The organism is Exiguobacterium sp. Leaf187 (assembly GCF_001423925.1).
Lineage (GTDB): Bacteria > Bacillota > Bacilli > Exiguobacteriales > Exiguobacteriaceae > Exiguobacterium_A > Exiguobacterium_A indicum.
In genome coordinates, this window is the sequence record NZ_LMPR01000009.1 from 1,005,325 (window position 1) to 1,027,453 (window position 22,129).

Annotated in this window: 21 protein-coding genes and 1 riboswitch; of the genes, 3 read left to right on the top strand and 18 right to left on the bottom strand. The window is 49.3% G+C overall.

Annotated elements, in window-relative coordinates:
• Positions 1 to 23: 23 nt before the first annotated feature.
• Complete coding sequence (gene ftsY, locus ASF99_RS09580; RefSeq protein ID WP_023468744.1) at positions 24 to 1,028, bottom strand: signal recognition particle-docking protein FtsY; 1,005 nt, start codon at positions 1,026 to 1,028, stop codon at positions 24 to 26.
• Complete coding sequence (gene smc / locus ASF99_RS09585) at positions 1,025 to 4,588, bottom strand: chromosome segregation protein SMC (protein WP_055968643.1); 3,564 nt, start codon at positions 4,586 to 4,588, stop codon at positions 1,025 to 1,027. The genes ftsY and smc overlap by 4 nt, the downstream gene beginning before the upstream one ends.
• Before the next feature lie 126 nt (positions 4,589 to 4,714).
• Here smc and ASF99_RS09590 point away from each other — a divergent pair, with 126 nt between their 5' ends.
• Positions 4,715 to 4,915: a DUF1128 family protein gene (locus tag ASF99_RS09590; RefSeq protein ID WP_023468746.1), complete on the top strand. Its 201-nt coding sequence runs from the start codon at positions 4,715 to 4,717 to the stop codon at positions 4,913 to 4,915.
• Between the two features lie 70 nt (positions 4,916 to 4,985).
• On the opposite strand, the gene rnc is transcribed toward ASF99_RS09590, so the two are convergent.
• The 11 genes from rnc to ASF99_RS09645 all read right to left on the bottom strand — a co-directional run bounded on the left by rnc (position 4,986) and on the right by ASF99_RS09645 (position 15,174).
• On the bottom strand, positions 4,986 to 5,756 hold the full coding sequence (gene rnc / locus ASF99_RS09595; protein ID WP_023468747.1) for a ribonuclease III: 771 nt from the start codon (positions 5,754 to 5,756) through the stop codon (positions 4,986 to 4,988).
• Positions 5,757 to 5,812: 56 nt separating this feature from the next.
• A complete protein-coding gene (acpP, locus tag ASF99_RS09600) occupies positions 5,813 to 6,052 on the bottom strand; it encodes an acyl carrier protein (protein WP_029342095.1) in 240 nt (79 codons plus the stop codon).
• Between the two features lie 70 nt (positions 6,053 to 6,122).
• Positions 6,123 to 6,854 carry a 3-oxoacyl-[acyl-carrier-protein] reductase gene (fabG, locus tag ASF99_RS09605; protein WP_035396763.1) on the bottom strand — a complete coding sequence of 244 codons (732 nt, stop codon included), beginning with the start codon at positions 6,852 to 6,854 and terminating at the stop codon, positions 6,123 to 6,125.
• Complete coding sequence (fabD, locus tag ASF99_RS09610; protein ID WP_035396761.1) at positions 6,851 to 7,771, bottom strand: ACP S-malonyltransferase; 921 nt, start codon at positions 7,769 to 7,771, stop codon at positions 6,851 to 6,853. The genes fabG and fabD overlap by 4 nt, the downstream gene beginning before the upstream one ends.
• A 16-nt stretch (positions 7,772 to 7,787) precedes the next feature.
• The gene (gene plsX, locus ASF99_RS09615) at positions 7,788 to 8,783 is read right to left on the bottom strand and encodes a phosphate acyltransferase PlsX (protein WP_055968645.1); all 996 of its coding nucleotides are present in this window, start codon (positions 8,781 to 8,783) and stop codon (positions 7,788 to 7,790) included.
• On the bottom strand, positions 8,780 to 9,349 hold the full coding sequence (gene fapR, locus ASF99_RS09620; protein WP_023468752.1) for a transcription factor FapR: 570 nt from the start codon (positions 9,347 to 9,349) through the stop codon (positions 8,780 to 8,782). Before fapR ends, plsX begins: the two co-directional genes overlap by 4 nt.
• Positions 9,350 to 9,434: 85 nt before the next feature.
• On the bottom strand, positions 9,435 to 11,465 hold the full coding sequence (gene recG / locus ASF99_RS09625) for an ATP-dependent DNA helicase RecG (RefSeq protein ID WP_035396758.1): 2,031 nt from the start codon (positions 11,463 to 11,465) through the stop codon (positions 9,435 to 9,437).
• Positions 11,449 to 12,345: an L-serine ammonia-lyase, iron-sulfur-dependent, subunit alpha gene (sdaAA, locus tag ASF99_RS09630; RefSeq protein ID WP_023468754.1), complete on the bottom strand. Its 897-nt coding sequence runs from the start codon at positions 12,343 to 12,345 to the stop codon at positions 11,449 to 11,451. Before sdaAA ends, recG begins: the two co-directional genes overlap by 17 nt.
• A 4-nt stretch (positions 12,346 to 12,349) precedes the next feature.
• A complete protein-coding gene (gene sdaAB, locus ASF99_RS09635; protein ID WP_023468755.1) occupies positions 12,350 to 13,012 on the bottom strand; it encodes an L-serine ammonia-lyase, iron-sulfur-dependent subunit beta in 663 nt (220 codons plus the stop codon).
• Between the two features lie 100 nt (positions 13,013 to 13,112).
• Positions 13,113 to 14,786: a DAK2 domain-containing protein gene (locus ASF99_RS09640; protein WP_369815311.1), complete on the bottom strand. Its 1,674-nt coding sequence runs from the start codon at positions 14,784 to 14,786 to the stop codon at positions 13,113 to 13,115.
• Positions 14,787 to 14,811: 25 nt separating this feature from the next.
• Entirely contained in the window at positions 14,812 to 15,174 is a 363-nt protein-coding gene (locus ASF99_RS09645) for an Asp23/Gls24 family envelope stress response protein (RefSeq protein ID WP_023468757.1), read from the bottom strand.
• A 283-nt stretch (positions 15,175 to 15,457) separates the two neighbouring features.
• Here ASF99_RS09645 and rpmB point away from each other — a divergent pair, with 283 nt between their 5' ends.
• Both rpmB and ASF99_RS09655 read left to right on the top strand, forming a co-directional pair.
• Positions 15,458 to 15,646 carry a 50S ribosomal protein L28 gene (rpmB, locus tag ASF99_RS09650; protein ID WP_023468758.1) on the top strand — a complete coding sequence of 63 codons (189 nt, stop codon included), beginning with the start codon at positions 15,458 to 15,460 and terminating at the stop codon, positions 15,644 to 15,646.
• A gap of 140 nt (positions 15,647 to 15,786) precedes the next feature.
• Positions 15,787 to 17,190 carry an amino acid permease gene (locus ASF99_RS09655; protein WP_023468759.1) on the top strand — a complete coding sequence of 468 codons (1,404 nt, stop codon included), beginning with the start codon at positions 15,787 to 15,789 and terminating at the stop codon, positions 17,188 to 17,190.
• 54 nt (positions 17,191 to 17,244) lie between these two features.
• Here ASF99_RS09655 and ASF99_RS09660 read toward each other — a convergent pair whose 3' ends face one another.
• The 5 genes from ASF99_RS09660 to pknB form a co-directional block, all read right to left on the bottom strand.
• Positions 17,245 to 17,847, bottom strand: a complete 603-nt coding sequence (locus ASF99_RS09660) for a thiamine diphosphokinase (protein WP_035396754.1) — start codon at positions 17,845 to 17,847, stop codon at positions 17,245 to 17,247.
• A 1-nt stretch (position 17,848) separates the two neighbouring features.
• On the bottom strand, positions 17,849 to 18,409 hold the full coding sequence (thiT, locus tag ASF99_RS09665) for an energy-coupled thiamine transporter ThiT (RefSeq protein ID WP_023468761.1): 561 nt from the start codon (positions 18,407 to 18,409) through the stop codon (positions 17,849 to 17,851).
• Positions 18,410 to 18,470: 61 nt separating this feature from the next.
• Positions 18,471 to 18,580: riboswitch (TPP riboswitch) on the bottom strand.
• Between the two features lie 22 nt (positions 18,581 to 18,602).
• Complete coding sequence (gene rpe, locus ASF99_RS09670) at positions 18,603 to 19,259, bottom strand: ribulose-phosphate 3-epimerase (protein WP_029342106.1); 657 nt, start codon at positions 19,257 to 19,259, stop codon at positions 18,603 to 18,605.
• Between the two features lie 2 nt (positions 19,260 to 19,261).
• Entirely contained in the window at positions 19,262 to 20,167 is a 906-nt protein-coding gene (gene rsgA, locus ASF99_RS09675; RefSeq protein ID WP_023468763.1) for a ribosome small subunit-dependent GTPase A, read from the bottom strand.
• 25 nt (positions 20,168 to 20,192) lie between these two features.
• On the bottom strand, positions 20,193 to 22,127 hold the full coding sequence (pknB, locus tag ASF99_RS09680) for a Stk1 family PASTA domain-containing Ser/Thr kinase (protein WP_055968647.1): 1,935 nt from the start codon (positions 22,125 to 22,127) through the stop codon (positions 20,193 to 20,195).
• Positions 22,128 to 22,129: the final 2 nt, after the last annotated feature.

The window sequence follows — 22,129 nt, forward strand, 5'->3', positions numbered from 1 at the left end:
TTTTTCTTTACATGAAACGTCGCTTATTCCGCGCTTTCTTCCGTGTCGACGTTTTCTTTTTCTTCAAAGACATCGCCGAACAGTCCATATACGAATTGTTCTGCGTCAAATGGTTGTAAATCATCGATCTTTTCACCGAGACCCACGAACTTCACCGGTAGATTCAGCTCGTTCTTGATCGCAAGAACAATCCCGCCTTTTGCTGTGCCATCAAGCTTCGTCAAGACGATTCCGCTGACGTTCGTCGCTTGTTTGAAGGCTTTTGCCTGCACCATCGCGTTTTGCCCTGTTGTCGCGTCAAGCGCCAACAATACTTCATGGGGTGCACCAGGAATTTCACGTTCGATGACGCGTTTGACCTTTTCGAGCTCGTTCATCAAATTGACCTTGTTTTGTAGGCGTCCTGCCGTATCACAAATCAGGACGTCGACCTTACGTGCTTTCGCTGCTTGGACGGCGTCATAAACGACAGCAGCCGGATCGGAGCCTTCGCCTTGACGAATGACCGGTACACCGGAGCGTTCGCCCCAGACTTGCAGTTGATCGATCGCACCAGCCCGGAACGTATCCCCCGCTGCTAACATGACGCTCTTGCCTTCTTGTTTTAAGCGGTTCGCAAGTTTTCCGATCGTCGTCGTCTTACCGACCCCGTTGACACCAACGAAGAGGATGACATTCAGCTCATGATCAAGATCAAGGGCTGTCTCTTCTTCTTCGACTAACATGTTCGCGACGACTTCAACGAGGACATCCCGGACTTGTTTTGGATCCTTGACGTTACGTCGTTTGACTTCTGTCTTTAGTTCCTCGACCAAATCCATCGTCGTCGTCACACCGACGTCGGCTTGGATCAACACTTCTTCTAACTCTTCGAAAAAGTCTTCATCGACTTCACGGAAGCGGTAGACGAGATCATTGACGGCACTCGCTAATCCGTCGCGTGTCTTCGTCAAGCCTTCCGTAAATTTAGTCGTGACTTCTTGTGTCGAAGTCGTCAAGCGGTCTTTCAGTTTTTTAAAGAAACTCATCGTTTAATCTCCTTTGGTTCTTCACTTAATGTACGTCGTGCCTCTTCTAGTTTAACGGATAACACTTCAGATATCCCGTTTTGCTGCATCGTGACGCCGTAAAGGACATCTGCCGCCTCCATCGTTCCTTTCCGATGGGTGATGATGACGAACTGTGTCTCGCGTGCTAGCTGATGGACGAACTCGCCGAATCGCGCGACGTTCGCTTCGTCAAGCGCCGCCTCGACCTCATCGAGGACACAGAACGGGACAGGACGTGTCTTTAGAATCGCAAATAATAAGGCGATTGCTGTCAAGGCACGCTCTCCACCGGACAAGAGCGACAAATTCTGCAGCTTCTTACCAGGCGGTTTCGCAACGATATCAATTCCACTCGTCAACAGATCACTCGGGTCAACGAGGACTAGATCGGCTTCACCGCCCCCGAATAACTCGCGGAATGTTTCCCGGAAGTGTTCTCGGACAGCATCATACGTTTGACGGAACAATCGAATGACTTCTCGGTCCATCTCTTCGATGACGCCATAGAGATCGGTTTTAGCAGCGACGAGATCATCCCGTTGCGCGGATAGGAACGTAAACCGTTCATCTACCTCTGCGAATTCCTCAATCGCACCGATGTTGACGATGCCGATTTCTTCGAGTTGGCGTTTGAGCAGATGAATTTCCTCTTTTGCCTCTTCATACGATAGATCAAGTGGTGCAATCAGTTCGAGCAGTAATCCCATCTCTTCCAGCATTTCTTGTCTTGTCTCAAGACGCGTGCTCGTTTTCCCTTGCGAGAGTCGTAGTTGCTCGAGTGCCTGTTTCGTCGTTTGTTGATCGTCCTTCGTTTTCGCTTCGCGGATCCGGATCAAGCGCAGGGATTCTGCTTGTACTTGAATCCGTTGTCCGATCGCGGCGAGTTCGGTCTCGACCCGTTGTTGTTCCTGTTCCTGTTCACGCTGTTCCGCGTGCAAGGCATCAATCTTCGCTTCGTCGAATCCTTCAAGGACATGACGCAAGTCACGGCGTTTATGACCACGTTCAAGCTTCGCGTGACTGACCTGTTCCGTCAGGCGTTCGATCTCTTGCGAAAGCTGCGCTTGTTTCATTTGGATCGTCCGCTCTTCGAGAACTGCTTCCGCTTGTTCCTTCTTCAGTTCGTCCATCGTGACGGCACCACGGGCTTGCGCATCCTTAAGACGATCTAAGGCTTGTCTGAGCTCTGTTTGACGCTCCGTCCATTTTGCGATCTCGACTTCCGACGTCTCGATGATCCGACGTGCTTCCTGTTCTTGTTCGAGTACACGTGCCATCTGTCGATCTTCAACCGACAATTCAGACGTCATGACAGCGAGATGACGGTTCGCATCTGCTAACGTATCGCGCGATTGTTCGAGTTGCCCATGTAATGCTTGAATCGTTTCTGTCCGTGTCCGAGCCGTAGCATCAAGAGTCTGGATCGCCGCTCTCAGATCTTCCAAGCGGCGCATCTGCTCCCGAATGACCGCTTGTCCGCGCGTCAGTCCCTCTTTTAACTCGTCAAGTTCGCGCGATTGACTGAACAGTGGTGTACCTTTTTTCCGACTTCCGCCGGTCATCGTACCGCCGACGTTGACGACATCTCCTTCGAGCGTGACGAGACGATAGCGATGTCCTGTCGAACGGGCGATTTGGTTCGCCTGTTCAAGTGACTCGACGACGAGTGTCGTACCGAGCAAGTTCATCTTTAATTTCGTCAACGTCTCGTCTGTCGTCACGAGATCACTTGCGATCCCGACGAACCCAGACATTCCACCGACTTGTTCTCGTACTGAACGATTGACTTCGCGTGCTTGGAGTGAGGCGAGCGGCATGAACGTCGCTCGACCGGCATTTAACCGCCGAAGCTCCTGGATCAGACGACGTCCTGTCGCATCGGTATCAACGACGATGTTTTGCATCGCACCACCAAGCGCTGTCTCGATTGCCGCTTCAAAGCGCGCCGGAACCGAAATCAACTCCGCGACCGCTCCGTGGATACCTGGGTGCTGATCTCGTTGTTTTAAAATCGTCTTCACAGCACCGAAATAACCGCTATAGTCGGCTTTGACGGATTCAAGGAATTCAATTCGGTCTTCCGTCTTATGCCGACGTCGCTCTAAATCCGCAACGGACTGTTCGACTTGGCGTAACGCATGTTGTTGTTCATTTCGTGCTGCAAGTGCCGTCGTCTCTTCTTCCGTTGCTTGGTCCAACTTCGTCCGGATCGAAGCGACATCCGCCTCTAGTCGAGCGACGTCTTCCTCGAGTTGACGACGCGTCGATTGTTTCGTACCGCTGTCCGCCGTAAATGAACGTTGTTGTTCTTCTGCCTGCATGAGATCTTGCTTCGCCCGATTATAGGCATTATTCGTCGCAGCTAATCGACTCGCCACTTCAAAGGCTTCCGAACGTAATACTTCGGCTTCCTTATCAAAATCACGATCGGTTTGTGTCAGCGCTTGATCGGCTCGTTCTCGCTCAGCCGTGATCCGTTTTGCTTCCTGATCGACTTCTGCTTGGCGTTCCTGTAAAGCGGTCAGTTCAAGTTCCAGTTCCTTGACGCGTTCTTCGACGACGGCAACCTCTTGTTCGAGTCGCTCTTTCGTCTCGGTCCCGTGTTTTTCACGCTCTTTCGCTAGGTTAAGGGCACCTTGGATCTCAACCAATCGCGTCGAGACATGTCGAAGTTGCTCCTGCAACGCGTTTTCTTGTTGTCGTTCTTCTTCAAGCGCCGATTCTTGATTCTCTCGGGACACGACGGTCTCTTCGTAAGTCGTCTTTTGAGACGCAAGGCGTTCTTCACATTGTGCGATGTCACGCGCCAATGTTTCGAGCTCCGTCTGATACGTCGTGATTTCATGCGCTAAGATACCACGCTCGAGGACATCATGCCGTTCTCGAGCGACGAGATACTCTTTCGCGAGCGCCGCTTGTTCACGTAACGGCTCGATTCGTCCGCCGAGTTCATATAAAATATCATCGACACGTGATAGATTCGCTTCCGTATCACTTAATTTCCGCTCGGCTTGCTTCTTGCGATGACGATACTTTAAGACGCCTGCTGCTTCCTCGATGACAGCACGACGTTCTTCCGGTTTACCGGAGATGACTTGTTCAACACGACCTTGTCCGATGATTGCAAAAGCATCTCGCGACAAGCCTGTGTCCATGAACAGATCAAGAACATCCTTCAGGCGACATGGTTTTTTATTTAAAAAATAATCGCTGTCTCCGTTGCGGCTGACACGCCGCGTGACGCTGATTTCCTGATACGGCAACGCAACCGTTCCCGACTCGTTGTCTAAGACGAGCGTCACCTCGGCAAATTGTTTCCGGTGTTCAGACAGACTGCCGGCAAAAATGACGTCTTCCATCTTCGCCCCACGAAGTGACTTCGCAGATTGTTCTCCGAGTACCCAACGGACAGCATCCGATATATTTGATTTCCCACTTCCGTTCGGTCCGACGACTGCCGTGACACCCGGAAGGAATTCTAGTTCAGTTCGACTGGCAAATGATTTGAAGCCATTGATTTCAATTCGTTTTAAGTACATCTTGATCACCCGTATGTTTAAATTTCTTTTGAATTTCTTTCAGTTTACCATAGCCGAAACGCTAGCAACATGATAGGTTTTAAGGTAGTATCACGCGAAACAAGAAGAAGAGGAGCGAATAACACGATGACGATTGAACAAATGATTGAAGCGATCTTAGATAAATTGAACATCATCAACAAAGGGGTCATTAAAGCAGAACAATTCGACGGTTCAAAAAATGAGGACTTAAAAGAGATTTATGAGTTCGTCATGATGCGCGACTCGTTATCACTGGCAGAGGTCGACGCGATCGTCGACGAACTGAAATCCCTTAAGACTGTCTAATCAAGCGAACTTCACACGATAAAGGCCGATCATCTCTCACGCATTCGAGAGATGGTCGGCCTTTTGTTGCTTAAAACTGTTTCTTTAATTCAAGTAAGGCTTGTTTTGCTGCCTGTTGCTCTGCCTCTTTTTTCGATCGGCCTGTCCCGATCCCTTCCAGCTCATCCGCGACTTGGACACGCGAGATGAATTCCCGACTATGCGCCGGACCGCGCTCCTCGATGATTTCATACTCGATGACACCTAAGCCGACACGTTGAATCGCTTCCTGCAATTGACTCTTGAAATCTGTCTGTTCTTCAAAAAAGCCTGTCGCCACTTTCGGAAAAACCGCTTCGGCGAGGAATCGTTCGGCTGCTTCGATGCCTTGGTCAAGATACAAGGCGCCAATGAAGGATTCGAAGACATCCGCAAGTAAGGCTGGACGATTCCGACCACCGGTCAGTTCTTCCCCCTTACCTAACAGAATCATATCGGAAAACTGATAGTGATTCGCAAATTGGACGAGTGACGGTTCACAGACGATTGCCGCTCGCAATTTCGTTAATTCCCCCTCGGAACGTTCCGGGTAGTGTTCGAATAGATAGCGTGACACCGTCAACTCTAAGACAGCGTCCCCTAAAAATTCTAGGCGTTCGTTATCCCCTTCAGACTCGCGTTGTTCATTGACGAACGAAGAGTGCGTGAAGGCTTGTTTTAATAGCTCGACATTAGAAAACGTAATATTCAGGCGCTCTTGTAACGCTTCGAATTTCTGCTCGATTTGAGCGAGCGTCCGAGCATCCTTGCGTCGTTTTACATAGGGTCCTTTTCGGACACGACGTCCTTTTTGATTCGTCATAGTTCCTCCTAAACAGCTAAAGCCCACCGCAAATTGCGGTGGGTCAGCTTCAATGATCAGACTTGTGTTTCGATGTAGTTGACGACATCGCCGACAGTCTTCAAGTTTTCTGCTTGCTCATCTTCGATCGTGATTTCGAACTTGTCTTCTAAGTCCATGACGAGTTCCATGACTTCGAGAGAGTCAGCACCGAGGTCGTCTTTGAACGATTTATCAAGTGTGATTTCACTTTGTTCTTTTCCTAATTTTTCTGCGATTGCTTCTTGTACGTCTACTAAGATTTGTTCTTTTGTCATTTTAAAATCCCTCCATGAGTTGAGTATATAAGATGATTGCCGATTTGGCAAAGTACTACCGTTAGTTGTGTTACATCGTCATGCCGCCATCGACGGCAAGAGTTTGTCCTGTGATGTATCGCGCTTCATCTGAAGCGATGAAACTGACGAGTGAAGCGATATCGTCCGTTTGACCGAAGCGTTTCAACGGAATTTGCCCGAGTGACAGGTTCCGCTGTTCTTCCGTCAATTCATCCGTCATGTCCGTCTCGATGAAGCCTGGACAGATGGCATTGACTGTGACACCTTTACTCGCGAGTTCACGTGCGACGGATTTCGTCAGCCCGATCAGACCCGCTTTCGCTGCGACATAGTTCGCTTGCCCTGGATTTCCGGAAATACCGACGACTGATGCGATGTTGATGATACGACCGCTTGTTTTTAACAATGGACGTGTCGCAGCTTGCGTGACGAGAAACGCACCTTTCAGATTCGTATCGATGACAGCATCGAAATCCGCTTCCTTCATGCGCATCAGCAAACCATCACGCGTGATGCCGGCATTATTGACGACACAATCCAGTTGACCGAACGTGTCGATCGTCTGTTTGATCATCTGTTTGACAGCATCTGCTTCAGCGACATTCGCTTGAATCGCGAGTGCCTCTCCGCCTGCTTCCTTGATTTCACGGACGACTGCTTCCGCCTTGTCCGTGCTTCCTGCATAGTTGACGACGACACGGAAACCATCTGTTGCCAATCGCTTCGCGATGGCAGCTCCGATGCCGCGTGACGCGCCAGTGACGAGTGCTACTTTACTCAACGAATTCCCTCCGCTTCCAATTGCTCAAGTGTCGTGATGCTGATGATCTTCGCATCTTTTTTGATTCGTTTCACGAGACCGCTCAACGGAGATGATGGACCAAACTCGATGAATGTATCCGCACCTTCTTCGATCAGACGCTCAACGCATGATTCGAATCGAACCGGTGAGTAGAGCTGCTGAACGAGCAAACGAATCAATTCGTCTGGTTGATCATGGAACGCACTGTCGACGTTCGAGATGAATTTCGTCTTCGCCGCTTCAAACGGTGACGAGACGAGAATGTCTTCGAATCGTGGTGCGAATGGTGTCATGAGTGACGAATGGAACGCACCTGATACATCAAGCGGTAAGACACGTTTTGCTCCGAGCTCTTTTAACTTCGCTGTAGCGGATTCGACCGCTGCGATTTGTCCGGAGATGACGAATTGCCCAGGACAGTTGTAGTTGGCGATTTGAACGATTTCTCCCGTCGCCGCAATCGATTCGACCGCGTGATGGGCTGCCTCGACATCATTCATGCCGATGACCGCCGCCATCGTTCCACCCGTGACTTGATTCATGAGTTTTCCGCGTTCGCGGACGAGATAGACGGCTTCAGACGGTGTGATGACAGAAGCTGCGACGAGCGCGCTATATTCTCCAACACTGTGTCCGAGTACGAAATCAGGTGTATGTCCTTGTGCTGCGTACTGCTGTGCGAGTAATGCACTGTGTGCGACGATGGCTGGTTGAGCGATATCTGTTGCTTTCAATTCATCCTTCGTCCCTGTCGTCATCAGCGTCGTCAGATCCAGACCAATTCGCGTTCCGAGGTCAGCGAGTGCTTGGCGTGTCTCGTCTTGCGTGATGAGCGTCTGTCCCATTCCAGGCGTTTGTGACCCTTGTCCCGGAAACATCCAAACTGTTTTCCCCATCTCGTCTCACTCCTTCTTAACGTGCTTTTGTTGCCTTCGCTTGAACGATTTTGGCAACGACTTCTTGTTCGACCATCTTTTCCGCTTGAACGAGCGCTCGGCTGAATGCGTAAGCATTACTTGAACCATGCGCCTTGATGACCGGAGCCGCAATCCCGAATAGTCCAGCACCGCCATATTCTTCATAGGCGAGCAACTGCTTCATTTTTTTCAACTTCGGTTTCAGTACGAGAGCGGCGAGCTTTGATGTCCACGAGCTCATGAATTGTTCCTTCATGACACCCATGATCATACTGGCTGCCCCTTCAGTACTTTTAAGTAACGTATTGCCGGCAAAACCTTCCGTGACGATGACATCGACGTCACCGCTCATCGCTTCTCTCGCCTCGACGTTCCCAACGAAATGAATCGGTGCTGTCTCAAGTAGCGGATACGTTTCCTTCGTCAGTGCATTCCCTTTACCGGCTTCTGATCCGATATTCAAGAGTCCGACTTTTGGACGTGTGATGCCGCGAACTTGTTCTGCGTAGACAGACCCCATGATGGCATAATCGAGCAGATGCTCTGCCTTCGCATCCGGGTTGGCGCCAACATCTAAGATGACGACACCTTTCCCATTACGTGTCGGGAAAGTCGGGGCCAGTGCAGGACGGTCAACTCCTTCGATTCGACCGATGACGAACAATCCGGCAGTCATGAGCGCTCCCGTGTTGCCTGCTGAAATCAAGGCATCTGCCTCTCCTGATTTCACCAGGTTTGCAGCCACAACGAGTGAGCTATCTTTCTTGCGGCGAATCGCACGTACCGGTTCGTCTTCTCCGGTGATGACGGATGCCGCGTGGACGATCGTCACGCGCGGATCCTCGATTGTGTATGAGCGTAATTTCAACTCATCTCCGACTAGTCGGATATCGATGTCTTCGTTTGGACGTTCTGCCAAATAGGCAACGACCCCTTCTACGATGGCACGGGGTGCGTGATCGCCCCCCATAGCGTCAACTGCTAAAATCATTTCGATTCCTCCTTACTACTTCGATACACTGTGAACTCACCGATAAAGACACATTCTTCACCGACATAACTCTCCACCGTGATGTCAGAACGCCCATCTTGACGATGGGAACTGACGAACGCCTTCGCAACGACGCGTTCTCCGACATGAACGGAGCGTGTGAACTGAACGTTCGCACGTGTCGTCAACGCGAGTTCATCGTCGATGAGCGCAATCGCAAGCGAGTTTGCCTGCGCGAACAAAATATGTCCGCGGGCGATTGCATTCCGACTAAACGCATGTTCCGGCAAAATCTCAAGGATCGAGATCGCAGATGTATCGAGTTTCAGGTCAATCATATCACCAATGACTTCATTTTCAGTCAACGTACGCACATCATCCAGCCGTTCGGTCGCGACGTGTTTAATTCGCTCCCGTAATTCCGGAATCTTTAATTCCATCCGGTCGAGACGAATCGTCTGAATACTGACACGGAATCGTGTCGCCAGCGCTTCATCCGTGATGAACGGATTTTGCTCGATCGTCTGTAATAATTCTTGTTGTCTCTCTTTTTTAGGTACCCGCATGTATGTTCCTCCCACAAGAAGGATGACCACTATTATTACCTGGTACTAATAGTAGTATATATCCCTTGTTGTTCACTTTCAAGTATTATTCGATTCTTTCTCCTTCAAGTAGCCCTTGTCGTTCGATATAGTCACGCAAGACATCGTATTCCGGCGCTTGCCAAAAGGCGTCCGATCGCAGTAATCGGACTGCATCTTGTCGCGCAGTTTCCATGACTTGTATATCGAGCGCCGGATCGGTCAAGACGAAGCGCGGTAATCCACTTTGTTCGGTACCGAAGAAATTTCCGGCTCCGCGCAGTTTTAAATCCTTTTCCGCTAGCTTGAAGCCATCGTTCGTCTCCGTCATCGTCTTGATCCGTTCTTTTCCCGTATCGGAAGAGGGATCGGCGATTAGAATACAGTAAGACTGGGCATCGCCTCGACCAACGCGTCCTCTTAATTGGTGTAATTGCGCAAGACCGAAGCGTTCTGCATCATGAATGACGATGATCGATGCGTTCGGAACGTTCACGCCGACCTCGACGACCGTCGTTGAAACAAGGATTTGAACAGTATTCTCCTTGAATGCCTGCATGACCTCGTCTTTTTCTGAAGAAGTCAAGCGCCCATGCATCAAACCGACATGATAGGGCTTGAACCGCTCGGTCAATGTCGCATGTAATTCGATCGCATTTTGAACTTCGAGTGATTCGGATTCCTCGATCAATGGCGTGATGACGTAGGCTTGTCGACCTTGCGACAATTCTTTCTCGACGAATCCGAAAACGCGTTCCATCTGTTGCGGTTTCGCCCAGTAGGTCTCGATTTCCTTTCGTCCCGCCGGCATCTCATCGATGATCGAAACATCCATATCTCCAAAGACCGATATCGCAAGCGTACGCGGAATCGGTGTCGCTGTCATATATAATACATCTGCCTGTTCAGCTTTCGCGCGCAACCGCTTCCGTTGTTCGACACCGAAGCGATGTTGTTCATCGGTGATGACGAGGTGTAATGCCTTGAACTGGACGGTGTCTTGAATCAGCGCATGTGTTCCGACTAAGACGTCGATCTCTCCTGTTACAAGAGCTTCGAGCAAGTGTGCACGCGCTTTCCCTTTAACGGAACTCGTCAGTAAACCGACTCGGATCCCAAGTGGTTCAAGCAATGGGGCCAGCGACGCTGCATGCTGTTCCGCTAAAATTTCGGTCGGCACCATCAAGGCACCTTGTTTTCCGGCACGAACCGTCGCGAACAAGGCGATGGCTGCGATGACGGTCTTTCCGCTTCCGACATCTCCTTGCAACAACCGATTCATTCGTTCGCCGCGACCGATGTCGTCTAGAATCTCTTTTGTCACACGTTGCTGTGCACCTGTCAGCGGAAACGGCAGGCTCTTGATGAAATTGGCAATATCCGTTTCATGTAAAGGCAAGGCAATCCCTTGACCTTTCCGTCGTCCAAGACGTAACGCCTGTAATTTCAGTTGGAAATAGAGGCACTCCTCGTAGACATAACTGCGACGAGCAGCCGTTAACTCTTGTCGATTCGTTGGGAAATGAAGCGACTTCAACATCGTCATCCGGTCTTGCAACCGATACGTCTTCCGGATGCTATCCGGGATTCGTTCAGCTAATGCCTCAGTCTCCTTGAACGCCAAGTCGACGACGCGTCGGAATGTCTTCATCCGCATGTCACCCCGGAGCGAGTAAACGGGTGTCAATTCGCCTTCGATTGCCCCGAATTGCAATTCCGTCGCAGAGATCGTCATCCGGTGTAAATCCCACTTGCCACTGACCGTCACTTCTGCTCCAAGTTGCAATTGGTCTTTGTAGAATGCCCGGTTGAACATCGTTACGGTCACACTATACCGTTCTTCAACGAGCAAACGGAACGTTAAACGATTTTTTCCTTTGCCGTAATAGCGCACAAGTGGTTCAGACTGGACTTGACCCGTGAACTTGACTTTATCCTCATGGATTGCTTCCGTTAGACTTCCCGTCACGAAGTCGTCATAACGAAACGGGACGTGCTCGAGCACGTCCGCAACGGTGAGAATATTCATCTCTTCTAGTTTTTTCGCTAAATCCCGTCCGACACCTTTTAATGTCTTGACGTCACGTGATGGATTCATTCGATAACTCTCCGAAGATTTTCGCTTCGAGCCAGCGACCCGTCGGCGTATTCGCGAGTCCACCTTTTGCTGTCTCGCGAAGCGCAGACGGCATCATCTGACCAATCTCATGCATGGCTGAGATGACTTCATCACACGGAATCCGTGACGTGATTCCAGCGAGTGCCATGTCGGCAGCGACAACAGCATTCGCCCCACCCATCGCATTGCGTTTCACGCATGGCACTTCGACGAGTCCTGCAACAGGATCACAGACGAGTCCAAGCATGTTCTTCAGCGCGATCGCAAAAGCATGCGCTGACTGATCCGGTGTTCCGCCCGCCATCTCAACGATGGCAGCTGCTGCCATCGCTGTTGCCGAACCGACTTCTGCTTGACAGCCACCAGCCGCTCCAGAAATCGATGCATTGTTCGCGACGACGAAACCAAACGCACCGGATGTGAACAAGAAGCGTAACATCTGTTCACGCGTTGGGTTTAACCGATCTTTGACAGCAAATAGTGTACCTGGTACGACGCCGGCACTCCCTGCCGTTGGTGTCGCACAAATTTTTCCCATCGCAGCATTGACTTCATTCGTTCCGATTGCTTTACTGACGGCATCAAGTAGCAAATCTCCTGACAAACCTTTACCTGAAGCACGGTATCGTTGAAGCAAGACAGCATCCCCACCGGTCAGTCCTGTCACCGACTGGACACCGTCACCATCAAGTGAACGAGCGACTGCTTCTTCCATCACTTGTAGGTTTCGTTCCATCATCGCATAGACTTCATCTCGCTCTAAATGACGAACCGTCATCTCTTGCTCGATCATGACTTCCGAAATCGGAATATTTCGTTCCGTCGCGATGGCGACGAGTTCTTTTACGGATTTAAACATGTCTTCACTCTCCCATCATGACGGCACGCTCGACTTGAGGTAACCGATCGATTTCTTCCAACACTTCTGCCGTTATCCGGTCATCAATCTCAATTGCCATGAGTGCTTGTTTTCCTTTTTCATGCCGTGACACTTCCATATGCCCGATGTTGATTTCGTAATCAGCCAAAATGCTCGTCACGGCTGCAATCGCACCAAAGCGGTCATGGTGCAAGACGACGAGTGCCGGCCCCCCACCGGACAAACGAAGCGGTACACCATTTAATTCCGTGATTTCAATCGTTCCCCCACCAATTGAAATACCAACCAATTCAAACTCTTCTACTCCATTCGTCAAATGGACACGAGCCGTATTCGGATGATCCGTCAACGCTTCACTCGTCTCGAAATGAATCTCAATCCCTTTCGACTTCGCGATATCGATCGATTGTGGAATCCGGTCGTCAAACGTATCGTATCCGAGAACACCGCCGATGATGGCGACATCCGTTCCATGTCCACGATACGTATCCGCGAATGAACCGTAAAACGTGATGTGGATGACAGTAGGCGTTTCCCCGAATAATTTACCCGCCATCAATCCAATCCGTGCAGCCCCTGCTGTATGCGAGCTCGATGGACCAACCATGACTGGTCCGATGATGTCAAAGACGCTACGATATTTCATTTCTTTTCCCCTCTCTATGAAACAAACGAAATCCCACCTCTATTATCGCAGATGGTGGGATTCGTGAAAAGGCTAGTCGCCCTTTTTCAGTATGATGGTTTTATTCGACGCTTAAAATGTACGAATAAAGTGGTTGTTTGCCGTCGTGGACTTCCACTTCAGCATCCGGATTGACCGATTCGATGTACGCGACGAGTGCGTCAACTTCTTCTGTCGAGACGCCTTCACCGTAAAGAACCGTGATGATTTCGTCGTCCTCAGTGACGAGTGTATCGACGAGTTTCTTGACTGCACCAAGACTTGAAGCGTCCGTAGCGACGATTTGTTTTTCAGCAATCGCCATATGGTCGTCCTTCTTGATTTCTACACCATCGATGTTCGTATCACGTACGGCATATGTGACTTGTCCCGACTTAACGGCTGCAATCGCATCTGCCATGTGCGCTTCGTTCTCTTCGACAGTCGCTTCTGGATTATAGACGATTGTTGCTGCTAAACCTTGTGGAACTGTTTTTGATTTCACGACCGTCACACCACAATTCGCAACAGATGCTGCTTGTTCAGCGGCCATGATGATGTTTGAGTTGTTTGGATAGACATAAACGTGTTCAGCGTGTGCATCCTCGATCGCCTTAACGATATCTTCCGTCGACGGGTTCATCGTTTGTCCGCCTTCGATGACGACACTGACACCGAGTGATTTAAAGAGTTCGCTGATTCCTTCACCCATTGCGACTGTCACGAGGGCTGCTTTCGCTTTTGCCTTCGGTGCAGCGACTGGAGTGACTTGGTTCGCACCTTCTTCTTCAAGGATCGTCGAGTGTTGTTGACGCATGTTTTCAATCTTAACAGCGACGAGTTCACCGAAACGTTGTCCTTTTGTGATGACTTCTCCTGGTGTTTCAACGTGGACGTGAACTTTAAGGAGTTCTTCATCCGCTACGACGAGCAACGAATCACCGAATTCCGCTAATTCGTTCCGGAAGTCTTCTTCGCTGAACGGTGCATTCGCAAGCTTGTCATCTTGGAAACGAACCATGATTTCCGTGCAGTAACCGTAATGGATTTCTTCTGTCGACATGAAGCTTTGAGCCGTTTTATGATGCTCTGCTTCGACGAGTGCTTCCATGACAGGTGCATGCGGCTTGTCGAGTTCTTTTCCTTCGAGTGTTGCGAGGAATCCTTCATAGATACAGACGAGACCTTGACCACCAGAGTCAACGACGCCTACTTCTTTTAATACCGGAAGAAGTTCTGGTGTACCGTCGAGCGATACTTTCGAAGCTTCGACGAGTTGACGCATCAACTCTAAGAAATCCGTCGTCGTCTCAGATTGTGCGATAGCAGCGACAGCTGTTTCACGGGCAACCGTCAAGATTGTTCCTTCAACGGGTTTCATGACTGCTTTGTATGCAGTATCGACACCTTTTTGTAACGCATCTGCGAATTCCTTCGTATCAATCGTTGTTTTGCCTTCGATTGATTTCGAGAATCCACGGAACAATTGGCTTAAGATGACGCCAGAGTTTCCGCGCGCCCCCATCAATAATCCACGTGCGAAGACGTTTGCGACTTCCGATACAGAATCCGAAGTTGATTTACCTGCTTCTTTTGCACCTGAAGTCATCGTCAAATTCATGTTCGTTCCCGTATCACCATCTGGCACAGGGAAGACGTTCAATGAATCGACGAAATCTGCATTTTGATAGAGATTCGCCGCGCCATTTTGAATCATCTTGACTAACTGCGCTCCTGTTAAACGATCTACACTCACTAAAGTTTCCTCCTCTATTCCCGCCTTAGACATTCGTCAAGCGGACTCCTTGGACAAAGATGTTCACAGATGTCACGTCAAGACCTAGTGCCTGACTGAGCGTGTATTTCACGCGACTCTGTACGTTATTCGCCACCTCTGAGATTTTCGTTCCATAACTTACGATGATATGCATATCGATATGGACCTGCTCTGAAGCCTGTCGAACGATGACACCGCGTGCAAAGTTCTCACGTTTTAAGAGTTCAGCAAGACCATCCTTGATTTGAGACTGGGATGCCATACCAACGACACCAAAACATTCCATTGCCGCGCCGCCCGCAAGTTGCGCGACGACATCATTATCTACATCAATCTTTCCATAGGTCGTTTTCATCTCGATCGCCACCTGAGTAGCCCCCTTTGAATATTGTATTCTTCTCATAATTCTACTATAAGGACCTACTATTGAAAAGTCGCCGTACTGACTATACAATGAATAAGTGAAAAATAGTAGCGGTCAAATGAACTTTTACCATCATCCTCATCCATTATTTTAAATTTCGAGGTTGTCTGTCAAGTTTTTTTCTTGTCAGCTACTTTTTTTATGTTGCAACCGCCCTGACACCATGCTAAGATAGCAAAGTGTCTATTAGGACGAACGCAAAACAACATAAAAGGAGGCGGAACGCATGGCACGTAAATGCTACGTTACTGGGAAATCGCCAAAGTCGGGTAACAACCGTTCACACGCATTGAACAAAACAAAACGTACTTGGGGAGTCAACGTACAAAAAGTACGTATCCTCGTCGACGGTAAGCCGAAAAAGGTTTGGGTTTCAGCTCGAGCTCTTAAATCAGGTAAAGTCGAACGCGTATAAGGCGCAACCACCGGATGGGAATCTTCCCTTCCGGTTTTTTTATGCCCTCATTTATTTTTCTCATAAACTAATTGTCGCTTTTATTGAAAACGCTTACAATAGGAACGTACTTTATTTTGTCAGAATTGGGGGAAGTCATCATGCAACTCAAACGAGAGATGACGAGTCGACATCTGTTCATGATTTCACTTGGCGGAATCATCGGAACAGGCTTATTTTTAGGGTCAGGATTAACGATTTCACAAGCAGGACCTCTCGGGGCGGTCCTCAGTTACATCGTGGGTGGGACCATCATGTATCTGACAATGTTATGTCTAGGGGAATTAGCGGTCTATCTGCCGGTCTCGGGGTCATTTCAGACCTATACGACCCGCTTCATCGGACCAGGGATCGGCTTTGCCGTCGGTTGGATTTATTGGCTCGGCTGGGCCGTGACGGTGGCACTCGAAATCACAGCTGCCGGCAGTTTAATGGACCGCTGGTTTCCGAATGTACCCGTCGTCGTCTGGTGTACCGCCTTTACGGTCTTGCTGTTCGGTCTGAATGCCGTCTCCGCCAAAGCATTCGGTGAAGCTGAATTCTGGTTCTCGAGTTTGAAGGTCCTCGCGATCCTATTCTTCATCATTTTAGGTGGCGCTGCTTGGTTCGGCTGGTTACCGATGGAAGCAGATCGCCCAACATCGTTATTCGCTAACTTTACGGCAAGCGGTTGGTTTCCAAACGGGATTCTTGGTGTCTTGACGACGATGATCGCCGTCAACTTCGCCTTCCAAGGAACGGAATTGATCGGTGTTGCGGCTGGGGAGTCCGACACGCCAGAAAAATCGATTCCAAAAGCGATCCGCAATACAGTCTGGCGGACGTTCATCTTCTTCGTCTTATCGATTACGATCGTTGGTGCATTAATTCCGTATGAGACGGCTGGCGGAGTCAGCAGTCCGTTCATCATGGTCTTTGATGCGATCGGCATTCCGTACGCTGCTGATTTGATGAATATCGTCGTCTTGACGGCACTATTATCCGTCGGAAACTCCGGATTATATGCGGCGACTCGGATGTTATGGGCAATGGCGCAAGAAGGGATGATTTCAAAGAAATTATCTTACGTCAATGCACGTGGTGTGCCAATGCGTGCTTTACTCTTTACGATGATGTTCGCGATGTTATCGCTTCTGACCGCATTTTTCGCAGAAGATACCGTCTTCATTTGGCTCTTGTCCTTAGCCGGACTCGGGGCTCAAGTCGGCTGGATTTCGATCTCTGCTTCTCAGCTTGCATTTCGTCGTCAGTTCGTCCGAAACGGACACGATGTATCCGAACTGAAATTCAAGACACCACTCTATCCGGTGTTACCACTGATTTCGTTGACACTTAACGTCGTCGTCCTCGTCAGTCTTGCGTTTCAAGCGGATCAACGAATCGCTCTATACATTGGTGTTCCTTTCTTCCTTGTCATGTGGGGAAGTTATCATCTCTTCGTCAAAGGAAAACATCTATCCGCTCAAAGCGACATCCGTGTCGCCCCTTCTCAACTCGAAGAATAATTTCACACAAAAAGAGGTCGCGGAGTCATCCACGGCCTCTTTCCTATGATTGCGCTATTCCTTAAGCGTCCGCATCATCAATAGTTCTCCTTGATGGAGCTCTACCTTCGCTTCTGACGCACACCATTCATTACTGACGGTCAAGGAACCTCCGACCGGTACTGGATGTGCATCAAGTGGATATTTGACTCCGGATAAGCTTAAAGTCGATGGTACGAGTGGAATGAACGAAAGATAATAATAGCTCCCTGCTTCGACTGCATACGTTCCCTCAGCCAAGTATCGTACCTCTTCTCGTTTCGTCACGAGTCGTGCCTCTGGGTATCGCTTCAATAAATATACATTTTGGACGGTCATGTCGAGCCGCCCACCTGTCGCCCCGATAATGAAGGTATCCTCAAACTGTTTCTTCTCTGAGACTGTACGAAGTGCCAGTTCGAGATCCGTTTCATCTTTCTCGGCCGGATGAACGATTGCCCCTTCTGGTACATAACCAAGCGAATCAAAATCACCAATCGTCAGGTCGCATGTCAGCCCAAACGATTCAATCGTCTGAACACCACCGTCAACACCGACGATAAAATCACCTGGCTGACAAAACGTCCGTAAATCCGGCGCTTCTTCTCGCGGACCGGCACAGACGAGAATCGCCCGCATCTCAGACGCCTCGTGCCGAATAACGTAGTAAGCGTGGCGCAGTCGTGAATAAAAGACCCGCAACGACACCACAAAGAACGTAAGACGGTACCATGTATGTCGCGTTATAAATCAATGAATACGGTACGACTGGACCTTCGGCATACTCGGCAAAAAAGACGATTCCACTGATGACATGACAGATATAACGGAGTCCTGCGCCTAATAACGTCGCCAGGAGAACGAACGCCATCAAGCTTTTCTTTTGTCCATTGCGCGCGGCTAGTCTGACTTGACGCGCGAACAGACCACTTAATCCGACGACACCATACGCAATCGTATAGTCAAGCATCGGTTGAACGATCGTCAAGACTTGTGGAGCGAACATCAATTGAATCGTACCGACAAGCGCTCCCGTAACGACCCCTCCAACGACACCGTGGCGAAATGCCATGACGAAGATCGGTAACATCGCTAAGCTGATTGAGCCTCCTTGTGGCATTTTGAATGGAATCAGTAAATCAAAGACGACTCCGAGACTGGCGAAGATGGCAATTTCCATCATCATTTGTAACCGTTTCATGCTATTTTTCCTCCTTCATTGTACGAGAGGACGCAAAAAGGCAGTACGACGAACGCCGTACTGCCTGCGTGCGCCACATCCCTACGTCCGTTTGAACGGAACAGGTTCGAAGGGTTAAAGTCTAAAAGACTCCTCTCAGCCGCTTTTCAAGCGACACCCCTTGCGGTCATCATATTTCGTTTTCTCGTTCTTATTATACGGCAGCCCCTTGACGAATGCTAGTGATCGCTTCCGCATAATCTGGTGCATTGTAGATTGCTGACCCTGCGACGAGAACGTTCGCACCGTTATCGATGCAAAGCTTTGCCGTTTCCGGATTGACGCCACCGTCAATCTCAATTTCAAATGTCAGACCACGATCTGCTTTCATTTGCGCAAGTGCTGCGAGTTTCGGCATGACACGCTCGATGAAGGCTTGTCCACCGAAGCCCGGATTGACCGTCATCAATAAAACCATATCGACATCCTCAAGGACGTGTTCAATCGTTGATAATGGCGTATGGGGATTCAAGACGACTCCTGCCTTTGCGCCCGCTGCTTTGATTTGTTGCAAGACACGATGGACATGATTCGTCGCTTCGACGTGGAACGTCACGATGTCAGCCCCTGCCTTGACGAAATCTTCAACGAAACGTTCTGGCTGGTCGATCATCAAATGGACATCGAGAATCATATCCGTCTTTTGACGTAAGCTGCTAAGCACAGGTAATCCAAATGAGATGTTCGGTACGAACTGACCGTCCATGACATCAAAATGGATATAGTCCGCGCCTGCTGCTTCGACTGCTTTGACATCACGCTCAAGATTCGCAAAATCTGCTGATAAGATAGATGGTGCAATTTTAATCATCTTCAATACCTCCGGGCTCGATTCTTGATTTCGTCTATAAACATACCATAGTTCTCATAACGAGAGGACATGATTTCTTGGGCTTCGACGGCTTCCTTGACGGCACAACCGGGTTCATTCAAATGCAAGCAACCTCGGTATTTACAATCATCTTGTACAGCGACGAATTCAGGAAAACTCCACCGTACATCCTCGATTTCCATATCATACGGAAAATCGAGGTTCGAGAAACCTGGCGTATCGGCAATCAATCCTTCGGCAAGCGGCATTAATGTGACGTGGCGCGTCGTATGACGTCCGCGTCCGAGTGATTTCGAGATCGCACTTGTTTCTAAATCAAGAGAGGGCTCCAGTGCATTGAGCAATGAACTTTTCCCGACACCGGATTGTCCGGCGAGAACGCTCGTTTTTCCAGCAAGTAACGGACGGACTTGCTCAACACCCGTCAACGTCTCACTTGATGTCTCGATGACCGTATACCCAATCTTCCGGTAAGCGGCAATCGCCTCTCGGACAGCCGGTCCTTTGACTTCGTCAAGTAAATCCATCTTCGTTAACAGGATGACGGGTTGGATTTCCTTCGCTTCGATCAAGACGAGAAATCGGTCGAGTAGATGCGCTGAAAAATCAGGTTCTGCCGCCGAGACGACAAGCAACGCTTGATCGATATTCGCGACAGGCGGGCGTACTAAAAAGTTGTCCCGCTCCTTCACTTCGAGAATGTACCCGGTCTCACTTTCGATATGAAGCACGACTTCATCTCCGACGACTGGACTGATGCCGCGTTTTCGGAAATTTCCTCTTGCTCGTGAACGAACTTCTCCTTCTGGTGTCATGACATCATAAAAGCCGCCCTGCAGGCGTATGATCGTTCCTTCTCGATTCTCTTCGATGCGTTGTTCCGTCATCCTATGCACTCCTTTTTTATCACATTCATTGTGCGTCTTTTGCTTGATTGTACGTGATGGTTTTTGAACGATACACCGTATCGTCTTTATAGATCGTAATTTTGCCTTCTTCACCCGGATCAATCGTTAATGGCACGTCGAATGTCTCATCTTGATCAATTGATTCCTCGATGACGGTCCGCTTCCCTTTCGCGTCTTCCGTCTCGATTCGGATGACTTGTTTCGGCGGAGCCTCTTCTTCATCTTCACTAACAGCATCATAGACGACCTTTTCAGGGAACGTCGCCGTCACTGTTTTTTCTTCCTCACCTTTAGAGATGAAGACCGTCACGGAGTCGTTCGGCTCGACTTGTGCGCCAGCTTGCGGGAACTGACGGATGACTTGATCGAGTTTGACATCGCTAGAAAATTCTTGTTCGAACGTTCCGTCTAATCCTACTTTATCGAGATAAGCTTTTGCTTCATCACTCGATAAATTCGTCAAATCCTTCAACTCGAAAGAAGACGTCCCCTCAGATACAGTAATCGTAATCGTTTGTTCTTTCGCAATGACCTCCGTTCCAGCAGAAATTGACTGTCGAATCACATTTCCTCGATCGATCTCATCCGACTTCTCTCGCTCGACTTCGACTTTTGCGAATCCTGCTTCTTTTAGCGTTGCAATTGCTTCTTTTTCAGCTTCATCCGTCACATCCGGTACCTCAACCGGAGCACTACCAGTAGAAACGACCAAATTGACTGTCGAGCCCTTCTTGACCTGTGCTTTTTCACGAGGCGTTTGACTGATGACATCGCCTTCTTCGACCGTATCGCTACTCCGTTCCGTTGTCTCGACGATAAATCCAAGTTTCTCAAGCTTCGTTTCCGCATCGTCTCCATCCGTCTTGACGACAGATGGTACGGTGACCGTTGGATCCGGCCACATCGCGAACGTCGTAGCCGCCCCACCCAGTAAAAGGAGTAACAAGAGGATGATCCACCAGCGTTTTTTCTTTTTCTTTTCCGGTGTTTTCGGTTGAACAGTTGCGACGGCGGGTGATTCTAGTTCCGCTTTTGATTCTTCTGGCACTTGGACAGGTGATAAAACCATTGTCTTTTCCATCTCATCCTCTTCTGCGCCACGGATGCTTTCATTTGCCCGTTCGTCAGACAACGCCGTCACCATATCTACCTTAAACGCTGCGACGGACTGTTGACGGTCATGCGGTGCTTTTGCAAGCGCCTGCATGATACAGTTCTCGAGTGCTTGCGGCACTTTCGGATTCAAGACGGATGGGCGACGCGGTGTATCTTGCAGATGCTTTAAAGCGATCGCAACCGGTGAATCACCTTCGAATGGGACTTGTCCTGTGACGAGTTCGTATAAGACAGCACCAAGCGAATAGATATCCGACTTCTCATCCGCAAATTTACCTTTTGCTTGTTCCGGTGAAAAGTAATGGACGGACCCAAGAACGGACATCGTATGCGTCAGCGTCGCATTCGACATCGCCACAGCGATTCCGAAATCCGTTACTTTGACGGTACCATCTTCTCGAATCAACATGTTTTGCGGTTTGATATCGCGATGGATGATCCGGTGTGCATGGGCGTGATCAATCGCATCACAAATTTGAGCGATGATATCGACGGCCTGCGGCACAGGTAATGCTTGATTTTCACAAAATGTTTTTAATGTCATACCATCGATATACTCCATGACGATGTAATAGATGGCATCTTCTTCGCCTACATCATAGACGGCAACGATGTTTGGATGATTCAAGCTGGTAGCAGCATGCGCTTCACGTTCGAATCGACGAATGAACTGTTCGTCATGCGAAAATTCAGTCCGTAAAATCTTAATGGCAACATGACGCTTTAAAATCTCATCATAGGCTTGATAGACATTCGCCATCCCGCCACTTCCAACTAGCCGTTCTATGCGGTAGCGGTCATTTAATCGATCTCCGTATCGCATAT

Excerpts from the sequence above, each read along its gene's own strand:
- ftsY (WP_023468744.1), bottom strand. The coding sequence starts at position 1,028 with ATGAGTTTCTTTAAAAAACTGAAAGACCGCTTGACGACTTCGACACAA.
- smc (WP_055968643.1), bottom strand. The coding sequence starts at position 4,588 with ATGTACTTAAAACGAATTGAAATCAATGGCTTCAAATCATTTGCCAGT.
- ASF99_RS09590 (WP_023468746.1), top strand. The coding sequence starts at position 4,715 with ATGACGATTGAACAAATGATTGAAGCGATCTTAGATAAATTGAACATC.
- rnc (WP_023468747.1), bottom strand. The coding sequence starts at position 5,756 with ATGACGAATCAAAAAGGACGTCGTGTCCGAAAAGGACCCTATGTAAAA.
- acpP (WP_029342095.1), bottom strand. The coding sequence starts at position 6,052 with ATGACAAAAGAACAAATCTTAGTAGACGTACAAGAAGCAATCGCAGAA.
- fabD (WP_035396761.1), bottom strand. The coding sequence starts at position 7,771 with ATGGGGAAAACAGTTTGGATGTTTCCGGGACAAGGGTCACAAACGCCT.
- plsX (WP_055968645.1), bottom strand. The coding sequence starts at position 8,783 with ATGATTTTAGCAGTTGACGCTATGGGGGGCGATCACGCACCCCGTGCC.
- fapR (WP_023468752.1), bottom strand. The coding sequence starts at position 9,349 with ATGCGGGTACCTAAAAAAGAGAGACAACAAGAATTATTACAGACGATC.
- recG (WP_035396758.1), bottom strand. The coding sequence starts at position 11,465 with ATGAATCCATCACGTGACGTCAAGACATTAAAAGGTGTCGGACGGGAT.
- sdaAA (WP_023468754.1), bottom strand. The coding sequence starts at position 12,345 with ATGTTTAAATCCGTAAAAGAACTCGTCGCCATCGCGACGGAACGAAAT.
- sdaAB (WP_023468755.1), bottom strand. The coding sequence starts at position 13,012 with ATGAAATATCGTAGCGTCTTTGACATCATCGGACCAGTCATGGTTGGT.
- rpmB (WP_023468758.1), top strand. The coding sequence starts at position 15,458 with ATGGCACGTAAATGCTACGTTACTGGGAAATCGCCAAAGTCGGGTAAC.
- ASF99_RS09655 (WP_023468759.1), top strand. The coding sequence starts at position 15,787 with ATGCAACTCAAACGAGAGATGACGAGTCGACATCTGTTCATGATTTCA.
- ASF99_RS09660 (WP_035396754.1), bottom strand. The coding sequence starts at position 17,847 with ATGCGGGCGATTCTCGTCTGTGCCGGTCCGCGAGAAGAAGCGCCGGAT.
- thiT (WP_023468761.1), bottom strand. The coding sequence starts at position 18,409 with ATGAAACGGTTACAAATGATGATGGAAATTGCCATCTTCGCCAGTCTC.
- rpe (WP_029342106.1), bottom strand. The coding sequence starts at position 19,259 with ATGATTAAAATTGCACCATCTATCTTATCAGCAGATTTTGCGAATCTT.
- rsgA (WP_023468763.1), bottom strand. The coding sequence starts at position 20,167 with ATGACGGAACAACGCATCGAAGAGAATCGAGAAGGAACGATCATACGC.
- pknB (WP_055968647.1), bottom strand. The coding sequence starts at position 22,127 with ATGCGATACGGAGATCGATTAAATGACCGCTACCGCATAGAACGGCTA.